The sequence below is a fragment of the Mesorhizobium sp. M1D.F.Ca.ET.043.01.1.1 genome (assembly GCF_003952385.1).
Taxonomy (GTDB): Bacteria; Pseudomonadota; Alphaproteobacteria; order Rhizobiales; family Rhizobiaceae; genus Mesorhizobium.
On the sequence record NZ_CP034444.1, the window covers coordinates 2,890,842 to 2,909,601 of the forward strand.

Annotated in this window: 17 protein-coding genes; 1 reads left to right on the forward strand and 16 read right to left on the reverse strand. The window is 63.6% G+C overall.

The window, feature by feature from the left end:
* Positions 1-10 precede the first annotated feature (10 nt).
* From EJ067_RS14050 to EJ067_RS14100, 11 genes are all read right to left on the reverse strand, one after another.
* The gene (locus tag EJ067_RS14050; protein ID WP_126086256.1) at positions 11-1,009 is read right to left on the reverse strand and encodes a glycosyltransferase family 10 fucosyltransferase; all 999 of its coding nucleotides are present in this window, start codon (positions 1,007-1,009) and stop codon (positions 11-13) included.
* 89 nt (positions 1,010-1,098) lie between these two features.
* Complete coding sequence (locus EJ067_RS14055; protein ID WP_126086257.1) at positions 1,099-1,680, reverse strand: DUF1349 domain-containing protein; 582 nt, start codon at positions 1,678-1,680, stop codon at positions 1,099-1,101.
* A gap of 12 nt (positions 1,681-1,692) precedes the next feature.
* Complete coding sequence (locus EJ067_RS14060; protein ID WP_126086258.1) at positions 1,693-3,132, reverse strand: aldehyde dehydrogenase family protein; 1,440 nt, start codon at positions 3,130-3,132, stop codon at positions 1,693-1,695.
* 208 nt (positions 3,133-3,340) lie between these two features.
* Positions 3,341-3,826 carry a hypothetical protein gene (locus EJ067_RS14065; RefSeq protein WP_126086259.1) on the reverse strand — a complete coding sequence of 162 codons (486 nt, stop codon included), beginning with the start codon at positions 3,824-3,826 and terminating at the stop codon, positions 3,341-3,343.
* 72 nt (positions 3,827-3,898) lie between these two features.
* On the reverse strand, positions 3,899-4,966 hold the full coding sequence (ugpC, locus tag EJ067_RS14070) for a sn-glycerol-3-phosphate ABC transporter ATP-binding protein UgpC (RefSeq protein ID WP_126086260.1): 1,068 nt from the start codon (positions 4,964-4,966) through the stop codon (positions 3,899-3,901).
* A 3-nt stretch (positions 4,967-4,969) separates the two neighbouring features.
* Complete coding sequence (locus EJ067_RS14075) at positions 4,970-5,818, reverse strand: carbohydrate ABC transporter permease (protein ID WP_126086261.1); 849 nt, start codon at positions 5,816-5,818, stop codon at positions 4,970-4,972.
* Positions 5,818-6,741: a sugar ABC transporter permease gene (locus EJ067_RS14080; protein ID WP_126086262.1), complete on the reverse strand. Its 924-nt coding sequence runs from the start codon at positions 6,739-6,741 to the stop codon at positions 5,818-5,820. The genes EJ067_RS14075 and EJ067_RS14080 overlap by 1 nt, the downstream gene beginning before the upstream one ends.
* Before the next feature lie 222 nt (positions 6,742-6,963).
* Complete coding sequence (locus EJ067_RS14085) at positions 6,964-8,241, reverse strand: sugar ABC transporter substrate-binding protein (RefSeq protein WP_126086263.1); 1,278 nt, start codon at positions 8,239-8,241, stop codon at positions 6,964-6,966.
* A 24-nt stretch (positions 8,242-8,265) separates the two neighbouring features.
* Complete coding sequence (locus EJ067_RS14090) at positions 8,266-9,468, reverse strand: PLP-dependent transferase (protein ID WP_126086264.1); 1,203 nt, start codon at positions 9,466-9,468, stop codon at positions 8,266-8,268.
* Positions 9,465-10,196 (reverse strand): FadR/GntR family transcriptional regulator, encoded by a 732-nt coding sequence (locus EJ067_RS14095; protein WP_126086265.1) that lies wholly within the window; start codon positions 10,194-10,196, stop codon positions 9,465-9,467. The genes EJ067_RS14090 and EJ067_RS14095 overlap by 4 nt, the downstream gene beginning before the upstream one ends.
* 124 nt (positions 10,197-10,320) lie before the next feature.
* Positions 10,321-11,028, reverse strand: coding sequence for a DJ-1/PfpI family protein (locus EJ067_RS14100; protein WP_126086266.1), 708 nt, complete (start codon positions 11,026-11,028; stop codon positions 10,321-10,323).
* 103 nt (positions 11,029-11,131) lie between these two features.
* Between EJ067_RS14100 and EJ067_RS14105 the strand changes: the two genes are divergently transcribed.
* Positions 11,132-12,079 (forward strand): GlxA family transcriptional regulator, encoded by a 948-nt coding sequence (locus tag EJ067_RS14105; protein WP_126086267.1) that lies wholly within the window; start codon positions 11,132-11,134, stop codon positions 12,077-12,079.
* A 26-nt stretch (positions 12,080-12,105) separates the two neighbouring features.
* On the opposite strand, the gene EJ067_RS14110 is transcribed toward EJ067_RS14105, so the two are convergent.
* The 5 genes from EJ067_RS14110 to EJ067_RS14130 form a co-directional block, all read right to left on the reverse strand.
* On the reverse strand, positions 12,106-12,774 hold the full coding sequence (locus EJ067_RS14110; RefSeq protein ID WP_126086268.1) for a DUF2161 family putative PD-(D/E)XK-type phosphodiesterase: 669 nt from the start codon (positions 12,772-12,774) through the stop codon (positions 12,106-12,108).
* A 129-nt stretch (positions 12,775-12,903) separates the two neighbouring features.
* Entirely contained in the window at positions 12,904-13,239 is a 336-nt protein-coding gene (locus EJ067_RS14115) for a hypothetical protein (RefSeq protein WP_245468268.1), read from the reverse strand.
* Between the two features lie 374 nt (positions 13,240-13,613).
* Positions 13,614-16,421 carry an autotransporter domain-containing protein gene (locus EJ067_RS14120; protein ID WP_189510610.1) on the reverse strand — a complete coding sequence of 936 codons (2,808 nt, stop codon included), beginning with the start codon at positions 16,419-16,421 and terminating at the stop codon, positions 13,614-13,616.
* 811 nt (positions 16,422-17,232) lie between these two features.
* On the reverse strand, positions 17,233-17,907 hold the full coding sequence (locus EJ067_RS14125; RefSeq protein WP_126086270.1) for a hypothetical protein: 675 nt from the start codon (positions 17,905-17,907) through the stop codon (positions 17,233-17,235).
* 453 nt (positions 17,908-18,360) lie between these two features.
* Entirely contained in the window at positions 18,361-18,738 is a 378-nt protein-coding gene (locus tag EJ067_RS14130) for a hypothetical protein (protein WP_210211698.1), read from the reverse strand.
* Positions 18,739-18,760: the final 22 nt, after the last annotated feature.

Here is an 18,760-nt window from a genome sequence, read left to right on the forward strand (position 1 = left end):
AGCGCCCGTCTCAGAACGGCCGGCCGCGCCGGGCAGCCCTCCAGCGTCGCAAGCGGGTCCGCAGGAACGCTCGAGCGCCAAACGGCAGGGATGGCCTGCCCGTCACCCGGCCCGTGTCGTGCTGGAGACGTTGACCGACGAGTTGAGCGAGCCGGCAGCGCAACGGCGTCTCGATCTCGCCAAGTCGCTCCGCCAACCGATCGGGCAGCGGCCGTGATCGCCAGGCCAGATAGGCTTCATAGGCCGGCGGTGTTTCGATGAGATGGCGAAGGTAGGCCGCCAGCTCCGCCGGTGTGCGGAAGGACGCGGCGTCGATGTAGGAATTGTCGGGGACGAATTCGGCGGCGTTGGGCGCGCCGAGATAGACCGGCACAGTCCCGGCCTCCAGCGGATCAAACATCTTCTCGGTGACGTAGTCCGGTGCGATCGAATTCTCAAGCGCCAGGCAAAAAGGATAACGGCCGATGGTCTCGAGCTTGGTTTGCCGGCCGAGGTCCGGACCCTCGATATGCCTGTTGGGATTGAACTTGCCGTAGCGATCGACGCCGATGCTCCGTGACAGTTCCTCGATAAGGGCGGCGCGCCCACTTCGATTGATATCGGAGGACTGAAAATGCACCGCCGCCGTGGTCCCAGTCTTGGGCAGGATCGGCGCCTTGCGCGCGGCTTCCCACCAGCCGGCGTCCGGAAGGTACGGCGTCCAGACGTCCGATCCGGATTCGTAGGTCATCGTGATGTCGAAGTTCCGCATGAAGGCGGCATCGGCCATGCATGGGTAGTTCACAACGCTTTCCATCGACCACGCCACCCAAAGCTGGCCGGGATATTTGCGGGCGTCGCCGATCTCGCGAGAATTCGGCAGATGGAAGACCACGGCGTCGGCCTCCGAGAGCCGCCTGCGGTCGTTGGTCCACTCGGCCGGAACGGCACAGGCCGGCGCAGCCGCGATGTCAGCCGGCTTGTCGAAGACGCGCGTGTAGAACAGGATGAGCGGTGCTTTCGACGGCATCGGCCCCCTTCCGCCCAGTCGATCCTTTTGTTCTTATGCTTCGATGGGCAATCGGGAAAGGGGTAGGCGGTTTGTCCACAACCCCGATATCAGTCGTGCAATTCCCTGGAAATCGGCGGACCGATCGTGAAGCCGGAAAACATCACCTCGAAGCCTTCGCGCTGCGGCGAGCAGCACATCATGCCGACATCGACGGTCCTGGAGGTCGGGAACCAGGCCAGCCGCACCGGTTTCCAACGGCCGTCCGCGGCATCCCGATATTGAATGCGGATCGCCTCGGCGTGGCGGGTGAGACGGATCCGCACGCCGTCCGGGTCCGCGGGAATGGCGACCAGCGACCAGTCGGACCTGTCGTTGGTGACGACGACGGAAAAATAGGCGAGGCCATCCGTGTATTCGATCCCGGCCTTGATCCAGTGCGTTTCGCTCAGGCGCAGCATCAGCCCGGCCTGATCGTAAAGCACCTTGTACTCACCCTTGACGGTGACCTCGGCGCTGAAGTCCCCCTCGACCGGCTGGTAGAGGAAGTGGCCGTTGCCGCGCCGGAAGCCGTAGAAGGTTTCGCGCCAGAAATCGGTCTCCTTGCTGGTGCGGACATGGAGCGTCCCGTCGCCGAACACATGGTGCGGCGGCGGGTTGAGCCAGGTCATTCCGACAAGGTCGGACGTCATCGACCTTGCCCGTCAGCCGGCAAACGTATAGGCCGTCTTCACGGTGGTGTAGAACTCCATGGCATAGCGCCCCTGCTCGCGCGGACCGTAGCTCGAGCCCTTGCGGCCGCCGAACGGCACGTGGAAGTCGACGCCCGCCGTCGGCAGGTTGACCATCACCATGCCGGCCTCGGAATTGCGCTTGAAATGCGTCGCGTGCTTCAGGCTCGTCGTGCAGATGCCGGACGTCAGTCCGAACGGCGTGTCGTTGGCCACAGCCAGCGCCTCGTCATAATCCTTGACGCGGATGACGTTGGCGACCGGGCCGAAAATCTCCTCGCGCGAGATGCGCATGGCGTTGGTCGAGCCGAGGAACAGCGCCGGCCGCAGATAGAAGCCGGGCGTCTCGCGCTCCAGCCGGTCGCCGCCGAAGGCAAGCTCGGCGCCTTCCTGGCGGCCGATGGCGATGTAGTCCTCGTCCTGCTTCAGCTGGGTCTGGTCGACGACGGGACCGATCTGCGTCTTGGCGTCCAGCGCGTCACCGATGACGAGCTTGTCGAGCCGCTCCTTCACCGCATCGACGAAGCGGTCGTGGATGCCTTCGGTGACGATCAGGCGCGAGGACGCCGTGCAGCGCTGTCCGGTGGAGAAATAGGCGCCGTTGACGGCACAGTCGACGGCCGTGCCAAGGTCCGCGTCGTCAAGCACGACGAGCGGGTTCTTGCCGCCCATCTCGAGCTGGAACTTGCGCATATGCTCCACACTTGCCGCGGCGACGCGCTTTCCCGTGCCGACCGAACCGGTGAAGGAGATGGCGTTGACATCGGGGCTATCGAGCATGGCCTGGCCGACCACCGAGCCCTTGCCCATGACGAGGTTCAGCACGCCCTTGGGCAGGCCGGCGCGATGCAGGATATCGACGATTGTCCAGGCGCTTTCGGGAACCAGTTCCGCCGGCTTGAAGACGATCGTGTTGCCGTAGGCGAGCGCAGGCGCAATCTTCCAGGCGGGGATGGCGATGGGGAAATTCCACGGCGTGATGATGCCGACGACGCCGACCCCTTCGCGCGTCATCTCGACACCGACGCCCGGCCGCACGCTCGGCACCAACTCGCCCGACAGGCGCAGCGTCTCGCCGGCGAAGAAATCGAATATCTGCGCCGCCCGGATGGTCTCGCCGACGCCCTCGGCCAGCGTCTTGCCTTCCTCGCGTGCGAGAGACCGGCCGATCTCGTCCTTGCGCGCCATGATCTCGTCGGAGGTCTTCTTCAGCACGGCGTGGCGTGCCAGCGGCCCAGAGCGCGACCAGGCCGGAAAGGCCGCCTTGGCGGCGGCGATGGCCTGTTTTGCTTCCTCCGGCCCGGCCGAGGCGTATTCGCCGACGACGTCATTGGTGTTCGAGGGATTGATGTTGCGCGAGCCGGCCTCGCCCAGCCACTCGCCGTCGATCAGGTTCTTGCGGAGCACGGTCATCTTCATTCCTTCGATATTGGCTTGTTTGTTCGAGATTGGCTTGTTTGTTCGAGATGGCTGGGGCGGCAAAGCGCCGGTCATTTGTCAGACAAATGATATACGCATTGTCTGCCGAAAGGTCTACCCGGGCGCTTTCGATAAAGGTAGGCACGCGGCGGTGGAAGTCCATCGAGCCCGTCCGCGACCACCTGTCACGATGTGGTGGGCCTCAGACGGAGAACGACCAGAACAGGCAGGCGAGCGTTGCCGCGGCGAAGATGACGAAGAACAGGCTTCTGAGCAGGATGTTGCGGCGAAGCTCGTTCATGGTGAGATGTGCGGCGACGATCGCCGCGACGAAGAGGAAGCGCCAGTTGAGAAGCGCCCAGATCACGTCGTGCTGACCGAAGGCCCACCGGGCGAGAAGCGAACCGACGATGGTTGCGAACAGCATGATCGTCGCCCAGAAGATGGCGTCGGCCGCATGGGTGAGGACAATGCCGGCGGCGCGGATGGGCAGGATCATCATCAGCAGCGCGCTGAAGAAATAGATGGCGGCGACGGCGAGGAAGGATCCCGCGTCGGCGATGCCGTCAAGACGCTTCACGCCGAAGGCGCCCTGGGGATAGCCGTGCCTGGCGACCGCGAGGGAGAACGCCATCAGCAAGGCGCTCAGGATCGTGACCAATGCGAATGTGCCGAGGGCCTTGCTCATGCCGTTCCTTGCCCGAGACGAATCAACGGGAACGATTTTAGCCTACCAGCAAGCCTCGCATCGACCCGGCAGCTAGGCTATCCGGTCGCCGCTCTTCGGATCGAACAGATGCAACGAGGCCGGATCGGCGGCGAGGCGGATGGCGTCGCCCGGCCGCACATCACTGCGGCCCATGACGAAGACGCAGATCTGCTGGTTGGCGAACCGGACATAGAACTGCGTCGACAGGCCGAGCGGCTCGACGACTTCGACCTCACCTTCTAGCGCGCCGTCGTCGGCGAGCCTGATGTGCTCAGGCCGGAGCCCAATGGTGAGCGCATCGCCGTCCTTCAAAGGCAGGCCGTCCGGCAGCCGCAACTTCTGGCCGTCGGCGAGCACCGCATCCACCTTGCCGGCCTTGGCTACCTTCGCCGGCAAAAAGTTCATGCCGGGAGAGCCGATGAAGCCGGCGACGAAAGTGTTGGCCGGGCGGTCGTAGAGCTCCAGCGGATGGCCGACCTGCTGCACATAGCCGTCGTGCATGACGACGATGCGGTCGGCCATCGTCATCGCTTCCACCTGATCATGCGTGACATAGACCGATGTGGTCTTGAGCTGCTGATGCAGCGCCTTGATCTCGGCCCGCATATGGACGCGCAGCTTGGCGTCGAGGTTGGACAGCGGCTCGTCGAACAGGAACACTTTCGGGTCGCGCACAATGGCGCGGCCCATGGCGACGCGCTGGCGCTGACCGCCAGAGAGCTGGCGCGGGAGGCGGCCGAGGAAGCTTTCCAGGCCGAGCCGCTTGGCGGCGGCGCCGACCCTGCCGTCGATCGTCGTCTTCTCGGCCTTCTTCAGCATCAGGCTGAAGCCCATGTTGGAGGAGACGTCCATATGCGGGTAGAGCGCGTAGGACTGGAACACCATGGCGATGTCGCGGTCCTTCGGCGCAACGTCGTTGACAAGCCGCTCGCCGATGCGGATCTCGCCGCCGGTGACCTCTTCCAGCCCGGCGATCATGCGCAGCAGCGTGGACTTGCCGCAGCCGGACGGGCCGACCAGCACGACGAACTCGCCGTCGGCGATCTCGAGGTCGACGCCGTGCAGGATGCGCAGCGAGCCATAGTCCTTCTCGACATGTTGCAGCGTGACGGAAGCCATCGATTATCCTTTTACCGCGCCGGCGGTGAGGCCGGTGACGAGATAGCGTTGCAGGAAGGCGAAGAAGATGCAGACCGGGATCAGCGCCAGGATGGAGGCGGCCATCATCTGCCCCCAGTCCACCGCGAACTTGCCGATGAAGGTGAGCAGCCCGACGGCGAAGGTCTTCTGCGCGTCGCTGGAAATCAGCATCAGCGCGAACAGCAATTCGCTCCAGGCGGCGGTGAAGACGAAGCCGAGCGTGGCCCCCATGCCCGGCAAGGTGAGCGGCACGATCACCCTGCGCATGGCCTGGGCGCGCGTGCAGCCGTCGATCATCGCCGCCTCCTCCAGGTCCTTCGGAATGCCGTCGAAGAAGGACTGCATCAGGAAGGTGGCGAAGGCGGTGTTGAAGGCCGTGTAGATGATGATCAGCCCGGTCAGGCTGTTGGTCAGGCCGAGATCGCCCATGATGCGGTAGATCGGCGGGATGACCATGACCAGCGGGAAGGTCTGGGTCAGCAGCAGCAGGATGGCCAGCGTCGCCTTGCCGCGGAACGCGAAGCGCGACATCGCATAGCCGGCAAGCGTGGCGATGACGGTGACGAGCGCCGCCGTCGACACCGAGACGATGACGCTGTTCAGAAAATAGCGCGGGAAATCGGAGGCCTCCAGCACGGTGACGAAGTTCTGAAACGTCATCTCGGACGGCCAGAAGGTGATGCCTTCGGAATAGAGCAGCCGCTCGGGCGTCACCGAGATCTTCAGCGTCCAGAAGATCGGGAACAGCGCGAAGATCACGTAAGCCGCGATCGCCGTGTAGAGGCCGACGCCGCCGGCGATGCGCGAGGAGGTGGAGCGACCGGCGATCATCAGACGTGCCTCACGAGCGTGCGGCGGATGGCGATCAGCCCGATGGCGTAGGCGATCAGCAGCACCAAGAGCAGCACCGCGACCGCCGATGCGTACCCCTTGTCGAGCGACTTGAAGGCGCTGACATAGATGTAGACCGGCACCGTGCTGGTCGAGCCTGCCGGCCCGCCTTCGGTCATGACGAAGATCAGATCGGCGAAGGTGGCGATCCAGATGGTGCGCAGCATCACGGTGATGACGATGGTCGGCGCCAGGAACGGCAGCGTCACCTTGGTGAAGCGCTGCCACGGCGAAGCACCGTCGATGGCGGCGGCCTCATGCAGCTCTGAGGGGATCGACTTCAGCGCCGCCAGCAGCGTGATGGCGAAGAAGGGTATGCCGAACCAGATGTTGGCGACGATCGGCCCCCACATGGCGGTGGCGGGATCGGAGAGCACATTGGTCGGCTCGGCCTTCAGGCCAAGGGCATAGAGCCAATGCGGCAGCGGCCCGATGATCGGGTTGAACAGCCAGGCCCAGGTAAGGCCCGAGAGGAAGGACGGCACCGCCCAGGGCAGGAACACAACGGCCTGCACGACCTTGCGGCCATAGAACGGCTTGTCGAGCAGCAGCGCCAGGCCAAGCCCGAGGAAGAACTGGAAGAACAGGCTGGCGACGGTCCACCAGAGCGTGTTGATCAGCGCCTGGCCGAGCACCTGATCCGAGAGCATCGCCTGGTACTGGCCGAGGCCGACATACTCCGACTTGAAGGCTGAGAATTTGCGAAACGAATAGCTGATGCCGATGACCAGCGGCACCAGCAGCACCACGACCAGCAGGACGATAGCCGGCGAAAGATAGAGCCAGGGCTCGATCGCGGCCTTGCTCAGCCGCTTCTTGCGCGGCCGAGCGGCGGATCGGATTTCGGACACTGCGTAGGTCATACGGTGCTCGCGGTGGTGGGTGGAGGCGGCATTGGCGACAGCGCTCTTCTCCCCGTTTACGGGGAGAAGATGCCGGTTCACCCTCCGTAGCAGCGGCGCAGCTGCTGCGAAGGAGGGCAGGCAGATGAGGGGCGGAGCCAATCTCGCAGAATTCGGCGCTGCCCCTCATCCGTCACTTCGTGACACCTTCTCCCCGCAAGCGGGGAGAAGGCAAAGAAGGCGTCACTTCTTGTTCTTGGCCAGCCAGGCCTGCTGCTCCTTGGTCAGGAACGCCGCCCATTCGTCGGCCACCTGCTTGGCCGGCTTCTGGCCGAGCAGCACTTCCTGGAAGTTCTTGATCGCCACCTGGTCGACGAAGTTGCCGAGGTTCTCCAGATGGGTCGGCGGCGTCACCATTTCATATTTGGAGCTGTCGCTGAGCTCGGTGAACCAGCCCTTGAACTGCTCGGTCTTGAAATGGGCGTCCTGGTCGGCGCCGTTGTGGATCGGGACGACGCCGACTTCCTTGGCCCATTCCAGATTGTCCTTGGGCGACAAGAGCGTCGCCATCAGCTTCCAGGCCTCGTCCTTGTGCTGGGAGTTGGCGAACATCGCCCAGCCGGCATAGCCCAGCGTCGGATAGGACTTGCCGCTCGGGCCAACGGGGAGCGGCGCGACGGCAAAGTCGTCGGCGCTCATCTTGTCGGCGATGCCGAGCAATGCGTCGGGATCCTGGTTGAGCATGGCGCAGGTGCCGGAATAGAAGCCGGTCACCGTCTCGTTGAAGCCCCAGCTCACGGCATCCTTCGGCGCCAGGCCGTTCTTGTACATGTCGGCCAGCATCTGCAGGCCCTTGACCGAGCCCTCGTCGTTGATGGTCGAGGTGCCGTCCTCGCTGAAATAGCCGCCCTTGCCGTCGGCGATGTTCATGAACATGTGCATGCCGTTGAAGGCGCCGGGGCCGCCGCGCAGGCAGTAGCCGTATTTGCCGGGAATGGCCGAGATCTTCTTCGAGAATTCGACGAACTCGTCAAGCGTCGCCGGCGGCCGGTCGAGGCCCGCTTCCTTGAACAGCTTCTTGTTCCAGAACAGCGCGTTCACATAGTAGCCGTAAGGGATCATGAACTGGGTGTTGTTGACGGTCGAGCCGAACTGCTTGGCGCGGTCGCCGAGCGTCTTGGCGTCGTCCCATTTGGCCATGTAGGGGCCGAGATCCTCGAGTTGGCCATTGTTGGCATAGAGGCCCATCCAGCGCTCCGGCATCTCGACGACGTCGGGCGTGTCGCCGGCTTGCACCATGGTGAGGAATTTTTCGAAGGCCTGGCCCCAGGGCAGCGAGACGAGCTCGACCTTGATGCCGGGATTGGCCTGCTCGAACTCGGCGATCTGCTTCTTCAGGAATTCGGTGCGCGGCGGGCTGGTGATGACCTCGACCATCTTGACGGTGGTGTCGGCCAGCGCGGTTCCGGCGGAGATCGCCAGGCCGGCAACGGCGGCAAGCATGATTGTCAGTCTTTTCATGTTCAGGACTCCCATTTTGAACAATTATTTTTTTGCTTTGTCGAAGGCCTGGGCGATGTCGGCCCAGAGGTCCTCGACGTTTTCCAATCCGACATTGAAGCGGATGGTTCGGGGGCTGACGCCGAAGCGCGCCATCGAATTGAGACCCGGCGTCTGCTCCAGCGAGGCCTTTGCCGGCACGACCAGGCTTTCGTGGCCGCCCCAGCTGACGCCGATGCGGAACAGCTTCAGCGCATCGACGAAAGCCGGAATGTCGACATCCTCCGTGACCTCGAAGGAGAACAGCCCAGCATAGCCGGCTAATGTTTTTTTGCCGGGATGATTGGAATAGACGGGGTGGTTGACCCGCTCGACCTTGCCATGCGCCTTGAGGCGCTCGGCGAGCGTCAGCCCGCTCTTCATGTGATGCGGCAATCTGAGCGGCAGCGTGCGCAGGCCGCGCAGCAGCAGCCAGCCTTCGAAGGGCGACAGCTTGCCGCCGAGCGAGGAGTAGGTCTGCTCGTTGATGTGCCTGATATGCGCGGCCGAGCCCGCCACCACGCCGGCGACCGTGTCGCTGTGGCCGCCGAGATATTTCGAGGCCGAATGCAGCACCAGGTCGACGCCGTGCGAAATCGGCTTCTGGAACACAGGCGTGGCCCAGGAATTGTCGATCGTGGTGATGATCCCCTGCTCCTTCGCCAACCGCGTCAGATGCGCAATGTCCTGCAGCTCGAACATCATCGAGGTAGGGCTCTCGAGATAGAGCAGCTTGGCGCCGGGAAGGGCCGCGGCGACCGCGTCGGGATCGGAGCCGTCGACATAGTCGACCTTGATTTGCAAGCGCGGGAACAGCCGCTCGAACAGCCGGTAGGCGTCGCCGTAGCAATTGCGCACGGCAACGATCCGCTCGCCGGCGCCGACGAAGGCAAGCACCGTGGCGCTGATCGCCGCCATGCCGCTGGAGAAGCCGCGCGCGGCTTCAGCGCCTTCCAAGGCCGCGACGCGCGCCTCGAATTCCATCACCGTCGGATTGTCGCCGCGCGAATAGATCGGCTGGCGGCGACGGCCGGCGAAGGTGTCGGCCATGTCGGCATAATTGTCGAATGTGAACAACGAGGTCTGGTAGATCGGCGGCACCACCGCGCCGCCGGGGAACGGATCGTCATGGGCGAGAAGCGTCGCCGCCTCGCCGAGATAGTCGCTGGCCAGGGAAGCCGGATCGAAGGCGGCGGGGTGCTCGTTCATTTGCGGTCCGAAAGTTTGAGGTTGGCAGCGCCGCGCTTCAGGTCGTCCTCGACGGTGGCCATCAGCTTCAGCGCCTCGGCACGGGCCCCCTCGGGATCATGCGCGGCGATGCAGTCGAAGATGGTGCGGTGATAGGGAAAGCTGGCGTGGCCGAAGTCGCGCACACCGAGCGGATGTTCCCAGAAGCGATGGAACAGCTCGTGCATGGCGGCGATGATCTGCTCGAACAGCGGATTGCCGGAGGCGCGATAGACCGCCTGGTGGAACTCCCAGTCCTCCTCCGACGACATGCCGGCGCGGGTGCGGAAGGCCTCTTCCATGATGTCGAGCTTGCGCTCGATCTCGGCGATCTCGGCCTTGCCGGCGCGGATGGCGCAAAGTGCGGCAGCCTCGGCCTCCAGAGCGCGGCGGATCTCCAGCGTGCGCATCAGGCCGGCGAAGTCGTTGCCGCCCGCAAGCGTCAGCGGCATGTGCAGCATGTCGGGCGAGACGGCCGCCTTGAGATAGGTGCCTGAGCCCTGCCGCCGCTCGACGAGGCCCAGCCCCTCCCAGCGCGTCAGCGCCTCGCGCACCGTGTTGCGGCTGACCTTCAGGCGTTCGGCCAGAATTCGTTCAGTCGGGAGCTTTTCGCCGGGGCCCAGTGCCTCCTGCCGGACAAAGCCGGCCAACGCCTTCAGCACCGCGTCATCGCGGGCCGTCGTCTGGATGGGCGGGAGGCTGTCTGTCACGCCGGTTGGGCCTAAAGTGGTTCAATGGTCCAACCAATTTCTGCACAGAGCGGATGGGGAGTCAACAGCCGAAATCGAGACAAGACCGAACGGCGCGCAGCAGCACCGTTCGGTCACTCGGATTTCAGGCACGGATACGTGCCGGCGTGGCGGCCGCGCGAGCCTCGCGCCAGCGCGCGAACATCTTCTCGCGAACCCGTCGCGAAGCCGATAGCCGCTCCTTCGCCTCGGCCAGGACAGCCGGCGAAGCCTCGGCGGGCGTGCCCGAACGGAAAGGAGGGGCAGGAGCATATTCGAGCGAGAGCTGCACGACTTCCGCTTCGGCCTGACCGAGGAGCCTCGCGACCAGCACCAGGCCGAAATCGATCCCGGACGTGACGCCGCCGGCGGTGATCAGATTGCCGTCCTCCACGATGCGCGCATCGACGGGAATCGCGCCGAACTCTTCAAGGAAATCATGCGCGTACCAATGCGTGGTTGCCCGCTTGCCCTTGAGCAGCCCGGCCGCGCCGAGCACCAGGGCGCCGCTGCACACCGAGGTGACATAGCGGGCCTCAACCGCGCGCTGCCGCACGAAATCGAGGACCGCCTGGTCCTCCAGCAGCGCGTTGACGCCTCCCCCGCCCGGAACGCACAGCACGTCGAGAGGTGGGCAATCGTCGAAGGTCGCCGTCGGGTTGAGGGACAATCGCGTCGACGACGTCACCGGATTGCGATCCTTCCAGATCAATTCCACCTCGGCGCCCTTCGCCGATGCAAGGACTTCGTAAGGTCCGGTGAGGTCGAGCTGCTGGACATTGGGGAACACGAGGATGCCGAAACGAAGGGTCATGGAAATCTCCGCGGGTTGACTCGGGGCAAGTTGACTTGGGGCAATCTAAGGCATCATGCTTTGGCGCGATCGCCAATCATCCCTCGTTTCAGGCCAAATCGAAATGCGCCGCATCGAAGTCCTTGCCTATCCCGATGTCCAGCTCCTCGACGTCAGCGGACCGCTCCAGGTTTTCGCCAGCGCCAACGACTTCAGGACACAGGCCGGCGAGACGGCTGCCTATGAGGTCGTGGTCGTTGCCGCTTCGCCGCGGATCAGGACGTCGGCCGGTCTCGTGCTGGAGGCAGCGGCGTTGCCGGCGCTCGATGCAGAGATCGACACGCTGATCGTGCCTGGCGGATGGGGCGTCAACGCGGCCTGCGAGGATCCCCGGCTGACCCAGTGGATCCTCGGCCGCTCGCGCGATGCCAGGCGAACGGCTTCAGTCTGCAGCGGCGCCATGCTGCTGGCGACGGCCGGCCTGCTCGACGGCCGTCGCGCGGTCACCCATTGGGGCCGCTGCGCGGAGTTCGTCCGGCGCTTCCCGGCTGTCCGGCTCGAGCCCGACCCGATCTTCATTCGCGACGGCAATATCTGGACGTCCGCGGGCGTGACGGCGGGCATCGATCTGGCGCTTTCCTTCGTCGAGGCCGACCTTGGCCGGCGCATGGCGCTGGCGGTAGCGCGCGAGCTGGTGGTCTTCCTGAAACGCCCAGGCGGCCAGGCGCAGTTCAGCCAGACCCTCAAGCTGCAGAGCGGCGACGGGCGCTTCGACAGACTGCATGGCTGGATCCTGGACAATCTCAGCAGCGACCTTTCGCTGACGAGATTGGCCGAACGCGCCAATATGAGCCCGCGCAGCTTCTCGCGGCACTATCGGGAGGCCACCGGCCACACGCCCGCCCGCGCTGTCGAAGAGATCCGCATCGAGGCGGCGCGACGGATGCTGGAACAGGGCCGGCCCGTCAACCAAACGGCCCGGCGCTGCGGCTTCGGCTCGGAAGAGACGATGCGTCGCGGCTTCTTGCGCGCCCTCGGCACGAACCCGCGCGACTACCGCGAGCGGTTCTGAAGCACCGCCTCGCCGACGAATGCCCGTTACAACGGGCTCTCGGCCAGCCCATGCGACTCAACGGCGGCATGGCCGAGTTCGGTCAGCGCGTAGATGCCGCGCTCGGCCCGGGCGAACCAGCCATAGTAGTTGTGCAGCAGGATGCTGGCCGCCCGCGGCGAAAGAGCCTTGAGGTCGCGTGGCCGCTTCGGGCCCTCGGTCATGGCGGCGGCGCAGGCGATCGCTTCCTGCCGATAGGCGGTCATGATCGGCTTTCGCCGCGTGCTGCCGCCGATGGACGGATCGCCCTTACGGCGATGATGTTCCTCGACCAGACGCGAGCGCCGCCTCGGGTCGCGCCGCGGCGGCACGGCGGCCGGGCTGAGCAGCAGCTCGACCCTGCCCTTTCCGTCGACCGCCAGCAGGCCGAAGCCAAGCCTGCGGCAGAGCGCGCGAAAGCGGCGGTCATGCTCGCGGCCCTTGCCGCGCGCCGACATCCTGGCGGCGAGCCAGACCTCGTCGCAGGCCGCCGCGCGATCGACGCCCTGCAGGACGAGCTCGAGATTGAACTGCAGCTTGAGCTCGCAGATGACGACCACGGGCGGCTCGCCGTCGCGCAGCCCGACGATATCGCAGCCGCCGACTTCGCCCTTGACGGTGAAATCCAGGCTCTCGAGGAACCGCTTCACCGGTGCATAGAGGGACGTTTCCTGCATGGGACAGGCATAGCCGATTCGTGGCCGACCGGCATGTTTCCAGGAGGCGGTCCTGCCGTGGCCGCCCTCGTCTTCGACGACCGCGATTCCAGCAGCGGATGGAGCCGCTGCGTCGGATCGTTGCGCGGACTATTGCCTGGCGAAAGAGCCCGTATAGGTCTGGCCGGCGAGCGCATAGGTGGCGGCCAGCGTTCCGTCGGGCTGCATCGCAAAGGTGATGTCGGCGCCATTCGGAAGGCGCCCGAGCTTCAAGGTGTTGCCGACGATCCTGCCGGAGCCGTCGGCCACTCCCGGCTTGGTGTCGGCCATGTCGCCCCACGCATAGCTGACCGTCACCTGCCCGCCGGAAGCTACCGTCAGCACAGCCAGCTTGCCCTCATACTGGCCATCCAGCTGCCCGGCCCATATGCCTGAAAATGCGGCATACCTGGCCGGAACGCCCTTGCCGGGCGGAACGACCGCCACGGTTCGATCCAACACCGCCGAACCCGCGGGCGCAGGCGCCGCGACGGCGGCAGCCAAGGCGGGTTGGGGCGGCGGAGGAGGCGGGGTCTCGGGAGACGACTGGCAGGCGACAAGAGCGAATGCCGCGCAACCGAGGATCAGAGAAAGACGAATTTTCGGCATTTTCAGCGATCCGCCCGATTCGTTGCGAGAAGTCCTAGCACGAATTCAGAAGCTTGGCAGAGACTTCCCCAGACCCCGGATCCAGGCGACGCCGTTGGGGCCGATGCATGTCGTTGACCCCAAAACCGCTGCGCACTTTTGGGCGACATGCAGCCTTGTTTCGATGCATGTCGTTGACCCCAAAACCGCTGCGCACTTTTGGGCGACATGCATTAGAATTTTACGCCGACCCTCGCGCCGAAGGCGTGATCCTGACCGCCTGCAGCCAATTGGCCGCTGTAGGTCAGACCGAAAGCGGCATCGTCGGTGAGATCGAGGTCAATGGCAGCCTCGACGACAGCGGCATCCCTGGCGATCGGCACCCCCTCGATGGCAAACGCGTCGGAGCCGCCGAAGGTGAATGTGGAAAGCGGGATTGTGTCGCCATAGGCATGGCGCCAGCCGACCGTCCCATGTGCCGTGGCTCGCATGCCGGAAAGGTCGAAATGGGTCGAGGCTCGCAGCCCGAGTGTCGTGAAGGTTGCTTGCATGGTCTGACCCTCGGCATGAAGCGCGCCGGCGCCGCCGCTTTCCGAATAGGCATCGGTGCGAAGGCTTACATGGGACAGGTTGGCGAAGGGCTCGAAGGCCACCGGGGCGGTATCGACACGGTAGCTGGCTTCGCCGAGGGCGTGGAAGGTTTGCGCGCTGTAGCTTGCCTGCAGGCTATCGGCGAAGCCGGGGAAGGCCACCGTCCGGCCCGTCTCGACGGTGTGCCAGGTGTATGTCGCGCCGGCGCGCAGGCCGAACTGGTTCCATTGAGTGCCGCCATAGAGCCCGAGGGTGTAGTTCTCGCTATCGCCGGACGAGGCACGGTCCTTCACGTCGAAATTGGTATGGCTGTATCCGGCTACCGCGCCAACGCGCCATGCCTCGGACGCAAGACCGTCGACGCCGACCACGACCCCGCCGGTGGAGCGCTTGAGCGTCGCGACGCCATCCGCCTCCCCGTGGCCCCATGATCCGATGGCGGTGCCCCAGGCGGCGAAACGATCGGTCGTGGCGAGGGCAAGTTCCGGCCCGCCCTCGCCGAAGGCCATCACGGGCAACGAAACTGCGGCGCCGGTTCCGGCGAAGGCTGCGCGCAGCCGCTCGTTGATGGCGTCGAGAACGAGGCGCGTGTCGTTGACCAGCGCTGTTTTGGCCGAAGCGTGTATCTCGCCGGTCAACTGGTCGAAGGCGGCGCGAGCAGCCTCGGCATCGCCCTGCAGGGCGATGGCGTTCCAGAGCGGATTGCCAAGCCCCATGCCGTCGATCGCGCCCGCGACCGCCCGCTGGTTGGGCGTGATGCCGACATCGCCGAACCCGATGTCGTTGCGCACCAGTTGGAGCGTCACGTCGTTGCCGTCGCCCCCGGCGTAGTCGAGCCTCTCGTCGAGGAACAGAAGGTTCTTGCTGACGGCGCCGAATGCACCGGTCACCGCATCCGCGCTGTCATTGTCGATGATGACGAAGGGCCCGTTGGAGATATTCCAGCCGGAGGCGGAATTCGGCGACATGAGCAAGTCGAGCGTGGCGCCGGTGATGTCGACCGTGCCGGAGACCTTGACCTTGTCGGCCGCGTCGGGTGTCGCCTCGATCTGCAGCGTGCCATGGTTGACGTAGTTCCCGGCAACGGTCTGCGTGCCGATCGAATTTCCGGGCGCATGCACGCCGCCGGTATCGATCATCGTCGCCCCGACCGTCCCCGTGCCGCCTAGCCTGGCGCCCGACTTTACGGTCACATTGCCGGTCAGGCTGCCGTTGACGGCAAGCGACCCGCTGACCACTTCCATTCCGTTGACAAAGGTGGCGTCACCGCCAAGGACCCACTTGCCGCCGGCGGCATCAACCTGCGCCGACGCAAAATTAAGCAAGTTTCCCTGGAAGCTGCCGCTGCCGGAGCCTGTGAGCAGCAGCGTGTTGGCGCCTGCCTCTGCGTCGATATTGCCTTGAACGGACACACCGGTCTCCAGCTTGAGGCTCGAGTTCCCCGAACCGAGCTTCACGTCGCCATTGATGACGCTTCCCTGCAGGAGCGCCAGATCGAACGTGCCGGTGCCGCCCTGGATCGCCGCCGCCGCTCCGGTGATGGATGCATTCGCCACGCTCATCTGCGTCTTGCCGCTGCCGCCGAAGCGGACGCCGATACCGTTCGCGCTCGACAGTCCGCCGGTGATGGAGCCGCCGCTGATGGAGACGGTCGTGTCTCCCGACGTCACGACGGACAGGCCGTGCGTGCCGCCGCTAAGCGCGCCCGCGGTCTGCTTGAACGAGGCCGCACCGGTGGTCTGCAGCGCGACGGCATGCACATTCGTCGCCGTGATCGTGCCTGAATTGGTGACGTCGGCGGTCCCCTGCGAGACGAACAGGCCGACATCGCGTCCCTCGATGGTTCCCGAATTGTTTGCCACCGCGTTGCCGTTCTGCAGCAGCACAGCATAGATGGGGGTGGAGAATGAACCGTCGCCTTTGGCGGTATAGGTACCGCTGTTGGTGAAGGTGATGTTGCCCTGGCTCCAGAAACCCTGGCCGATGTTCGTAAACGCGACGGTTCCCGAGTTGTCGAGCGATCCGCCGCCGTTCATGATGACGCCGAAGCCGCCGCCGTTGCTTGAAACATTGCCTTTGTTGACGAAGTTTCCGGGCGTCGCCGAGGTCGCAAAGACGACGCCCCCCAGCATGGTATTGCGGTTTTCGACCGTGCCTCCGGCGAGAACATGCACGGCAATCCGGCTGCCAGCGATCAGGCCGTCGTTTTGGACGTTTGCCACGCCACCTTCGATCACGACGCCCTTGCGCGAACCTTCGACCTTTCCGGTCGCACTCACATTTACCGTTCCGCCCGCGCGCAGCCAGATGCCGTAGACCTCATTGTCCGCGTCAAGGACCTTGACGGAACCGTCAACATTGACCGTCCACGCGCCCAGCCCGGGAGACATATAGGGTTGAATGGCATGATTGCCTCCCGACTGCGTCGTGACGGAACCTGTCTGCGTCACGTTGATGGTTCCCGTCGGGCCCACGACGGAAGACACCGGGACGGTGCTTGCGGTCGAAATGGTTATCGTTTCGGCCCGGGTTTGGCTGACCCATGGGCCCGCAGCGATTGCAATCAAGGATACAGAAGAGCGAAATAAACTTCTTGCAAGAACCGAGTTCTTTGCCCGCCTTATTTTAGAATTTCCGAATAAATTCATGTAACCCCCCAAGCCCTATTGAGATATCGCATCGACTATCAGGGGGCGTCAAGCCGGAGCTTTTCACCTTACACTTGATGGGATTCTGTGTTCGACTAACGTCGAACCGGGATCTTCGGGCTGTCGGGGAAAATGCTGGACTCGCAGCAACACCAAACCGCGTCACGATGAAATGCATTCATGTGGCGGGCTTTACGTCTTCCGTGCCGGGCTTGCGGACGCGAGGCCAAACCCGGGAAAGGGCGCAGCTCTTTTGTACTCTATAACTTCTTTGGAAAAGGACTGTTTGGTGGAGCCAATCGGAAAATAACAATCCTCACCGAAACATAAGCAGTATCAACAGCTTAGCAATCTCCCAAGGTGCAGCAGTTGTAGCACCGAAATGTATCACGATCCAGTGGAAAATCTGGGCCCTCGGGGATAAGGCCGCCATCAAAATTTCCCACCAATTTTCAGGCAATAGAGCAGCTTTGTCCTCCGCCTATTTCGGACTACGCTCGAAATTCAGCCAAAAGCCTTCTGAAGAATGCATTCAAGGTTCTTGAACGACACATTGGAGCGGACAGGGCGTCGTGCTATCAACGCCACTGCTGGGGCGATAAATGAGATCGATCTAAAGACCGCCCGGAGCGCCTGGCTGGTTTAATGGCCAATATTCAACTCGGCAGGAGTAACCTGCTATACGAAAATAGGCCACCACGTTTCCCCTTGTCTCATCCCACCATTTAAAAGTGGTGGTAACGTCCGACTTGATTGTATCTTTTGGTGGTCCATACGTACTTGTGAGGGCCAACACCAGGCCCGGGCATTTATCGTCGTTCTTTAATTCGAGCTCGATACCGTTGAGCTGCCTTTGCTTATTAAAAATGAAAAATGCCGTGAACTCCAGCGGCCCGCTTTGATATGGGGCTGAAAGCAAGGCTGACCTTTTATTTTCGTCGCTCTCACGCTTGGTCTCTGACGCAACCCCATTCGAAGCTTGGAGTAATTCCTGTGGAGACATACCCCATTTCGCATATTGCCAGTTCGAGCCAACGGCAACTGTTGAGGCAGGTTGGCCGGCGTCGGCGGAGGAGCTTTTCGCTACGCTGATGCTTGGCGGTTTGGCTTGAGGTGTCACAGGCGCAGAAATGTTGGTATCGGCTTCCGGGCGCGTGTTCGCCCATCGCTTAATGGCAAAGTCTGTCGTTACGCAGGATAGTGGCCCAGCGGCAACAATCGCCACCGCGATGAAACCAAGTCGCAGAGCTTGACTGGCTGACGAAAATCTATGTTTCGAAGTCCCCACGCTAGTATGTCCCCCGTCGCTAGCATACGAGCGTTCGGGAACTGCCGATAACGGTTCCGGAACGCCGCAAAATTGTAGCTGAGTTGCAGCCTCCTGCAAGAAGATTGCAAAGCCTTCCGGATCGCCGATGGACGTTCCTGTCCCATCCTGACGAGGCGACGCCATTTCAACTTAGTACCGGGACGCCGGCGCTGTCCCGGCTCAAGCTATGACCTCGCCTCGGGTGCCTGATCTGCTCGTGTTTCCAAGTCGTAGGCTTGGGCCCCGGCGCGCCAGTATTCCAGCAACGCAACAATGCCATTGAGCCCAAAAATCGCCTACACCGAGGTGATTTCGTTCTGGGCGGCCTTGGTCAAGGTGGGCTGATGGATTGTATGCTGGCAAAAAGCTTCGCTGGACGATCCTATACTGACCTTTGGCGTGTTGGCCTGAAACGCGTGCAGTGCGTCTATCTTATCGGCCGAGCCGGTGAGGATCGTTAGCGAAAGGCGGCTTGCCGTAGTTTAACCGGAACTGTCGGAGGAGCTCCGCTTCGACGACCCCCGGATTGTCGTTGGGTGTTTCTTTCCAGCCGACGCGAAGGTCGGCGACGCCGGCGAGCTGCCAAACCAATCGACCGCCCCAATGCCCGACAGATTTCCCCGCCCCAAACGCTGCGAACTCTCGCAATCGTCGGCGCAGAACGTCCGCCTTGCCAATGTAAACCACCTCGGCACCGTCAACCCAGTTGGCTGCCAGCGCTCCTTCGGGGACGGATGGATTTCTCCCCTTGAACCACCCGCCGGAGCTCTTGTCGGCGAACCTAGTATCGCCTTCTACGTCGTAGGTCACGACATAGACCCCCGCTGTGATC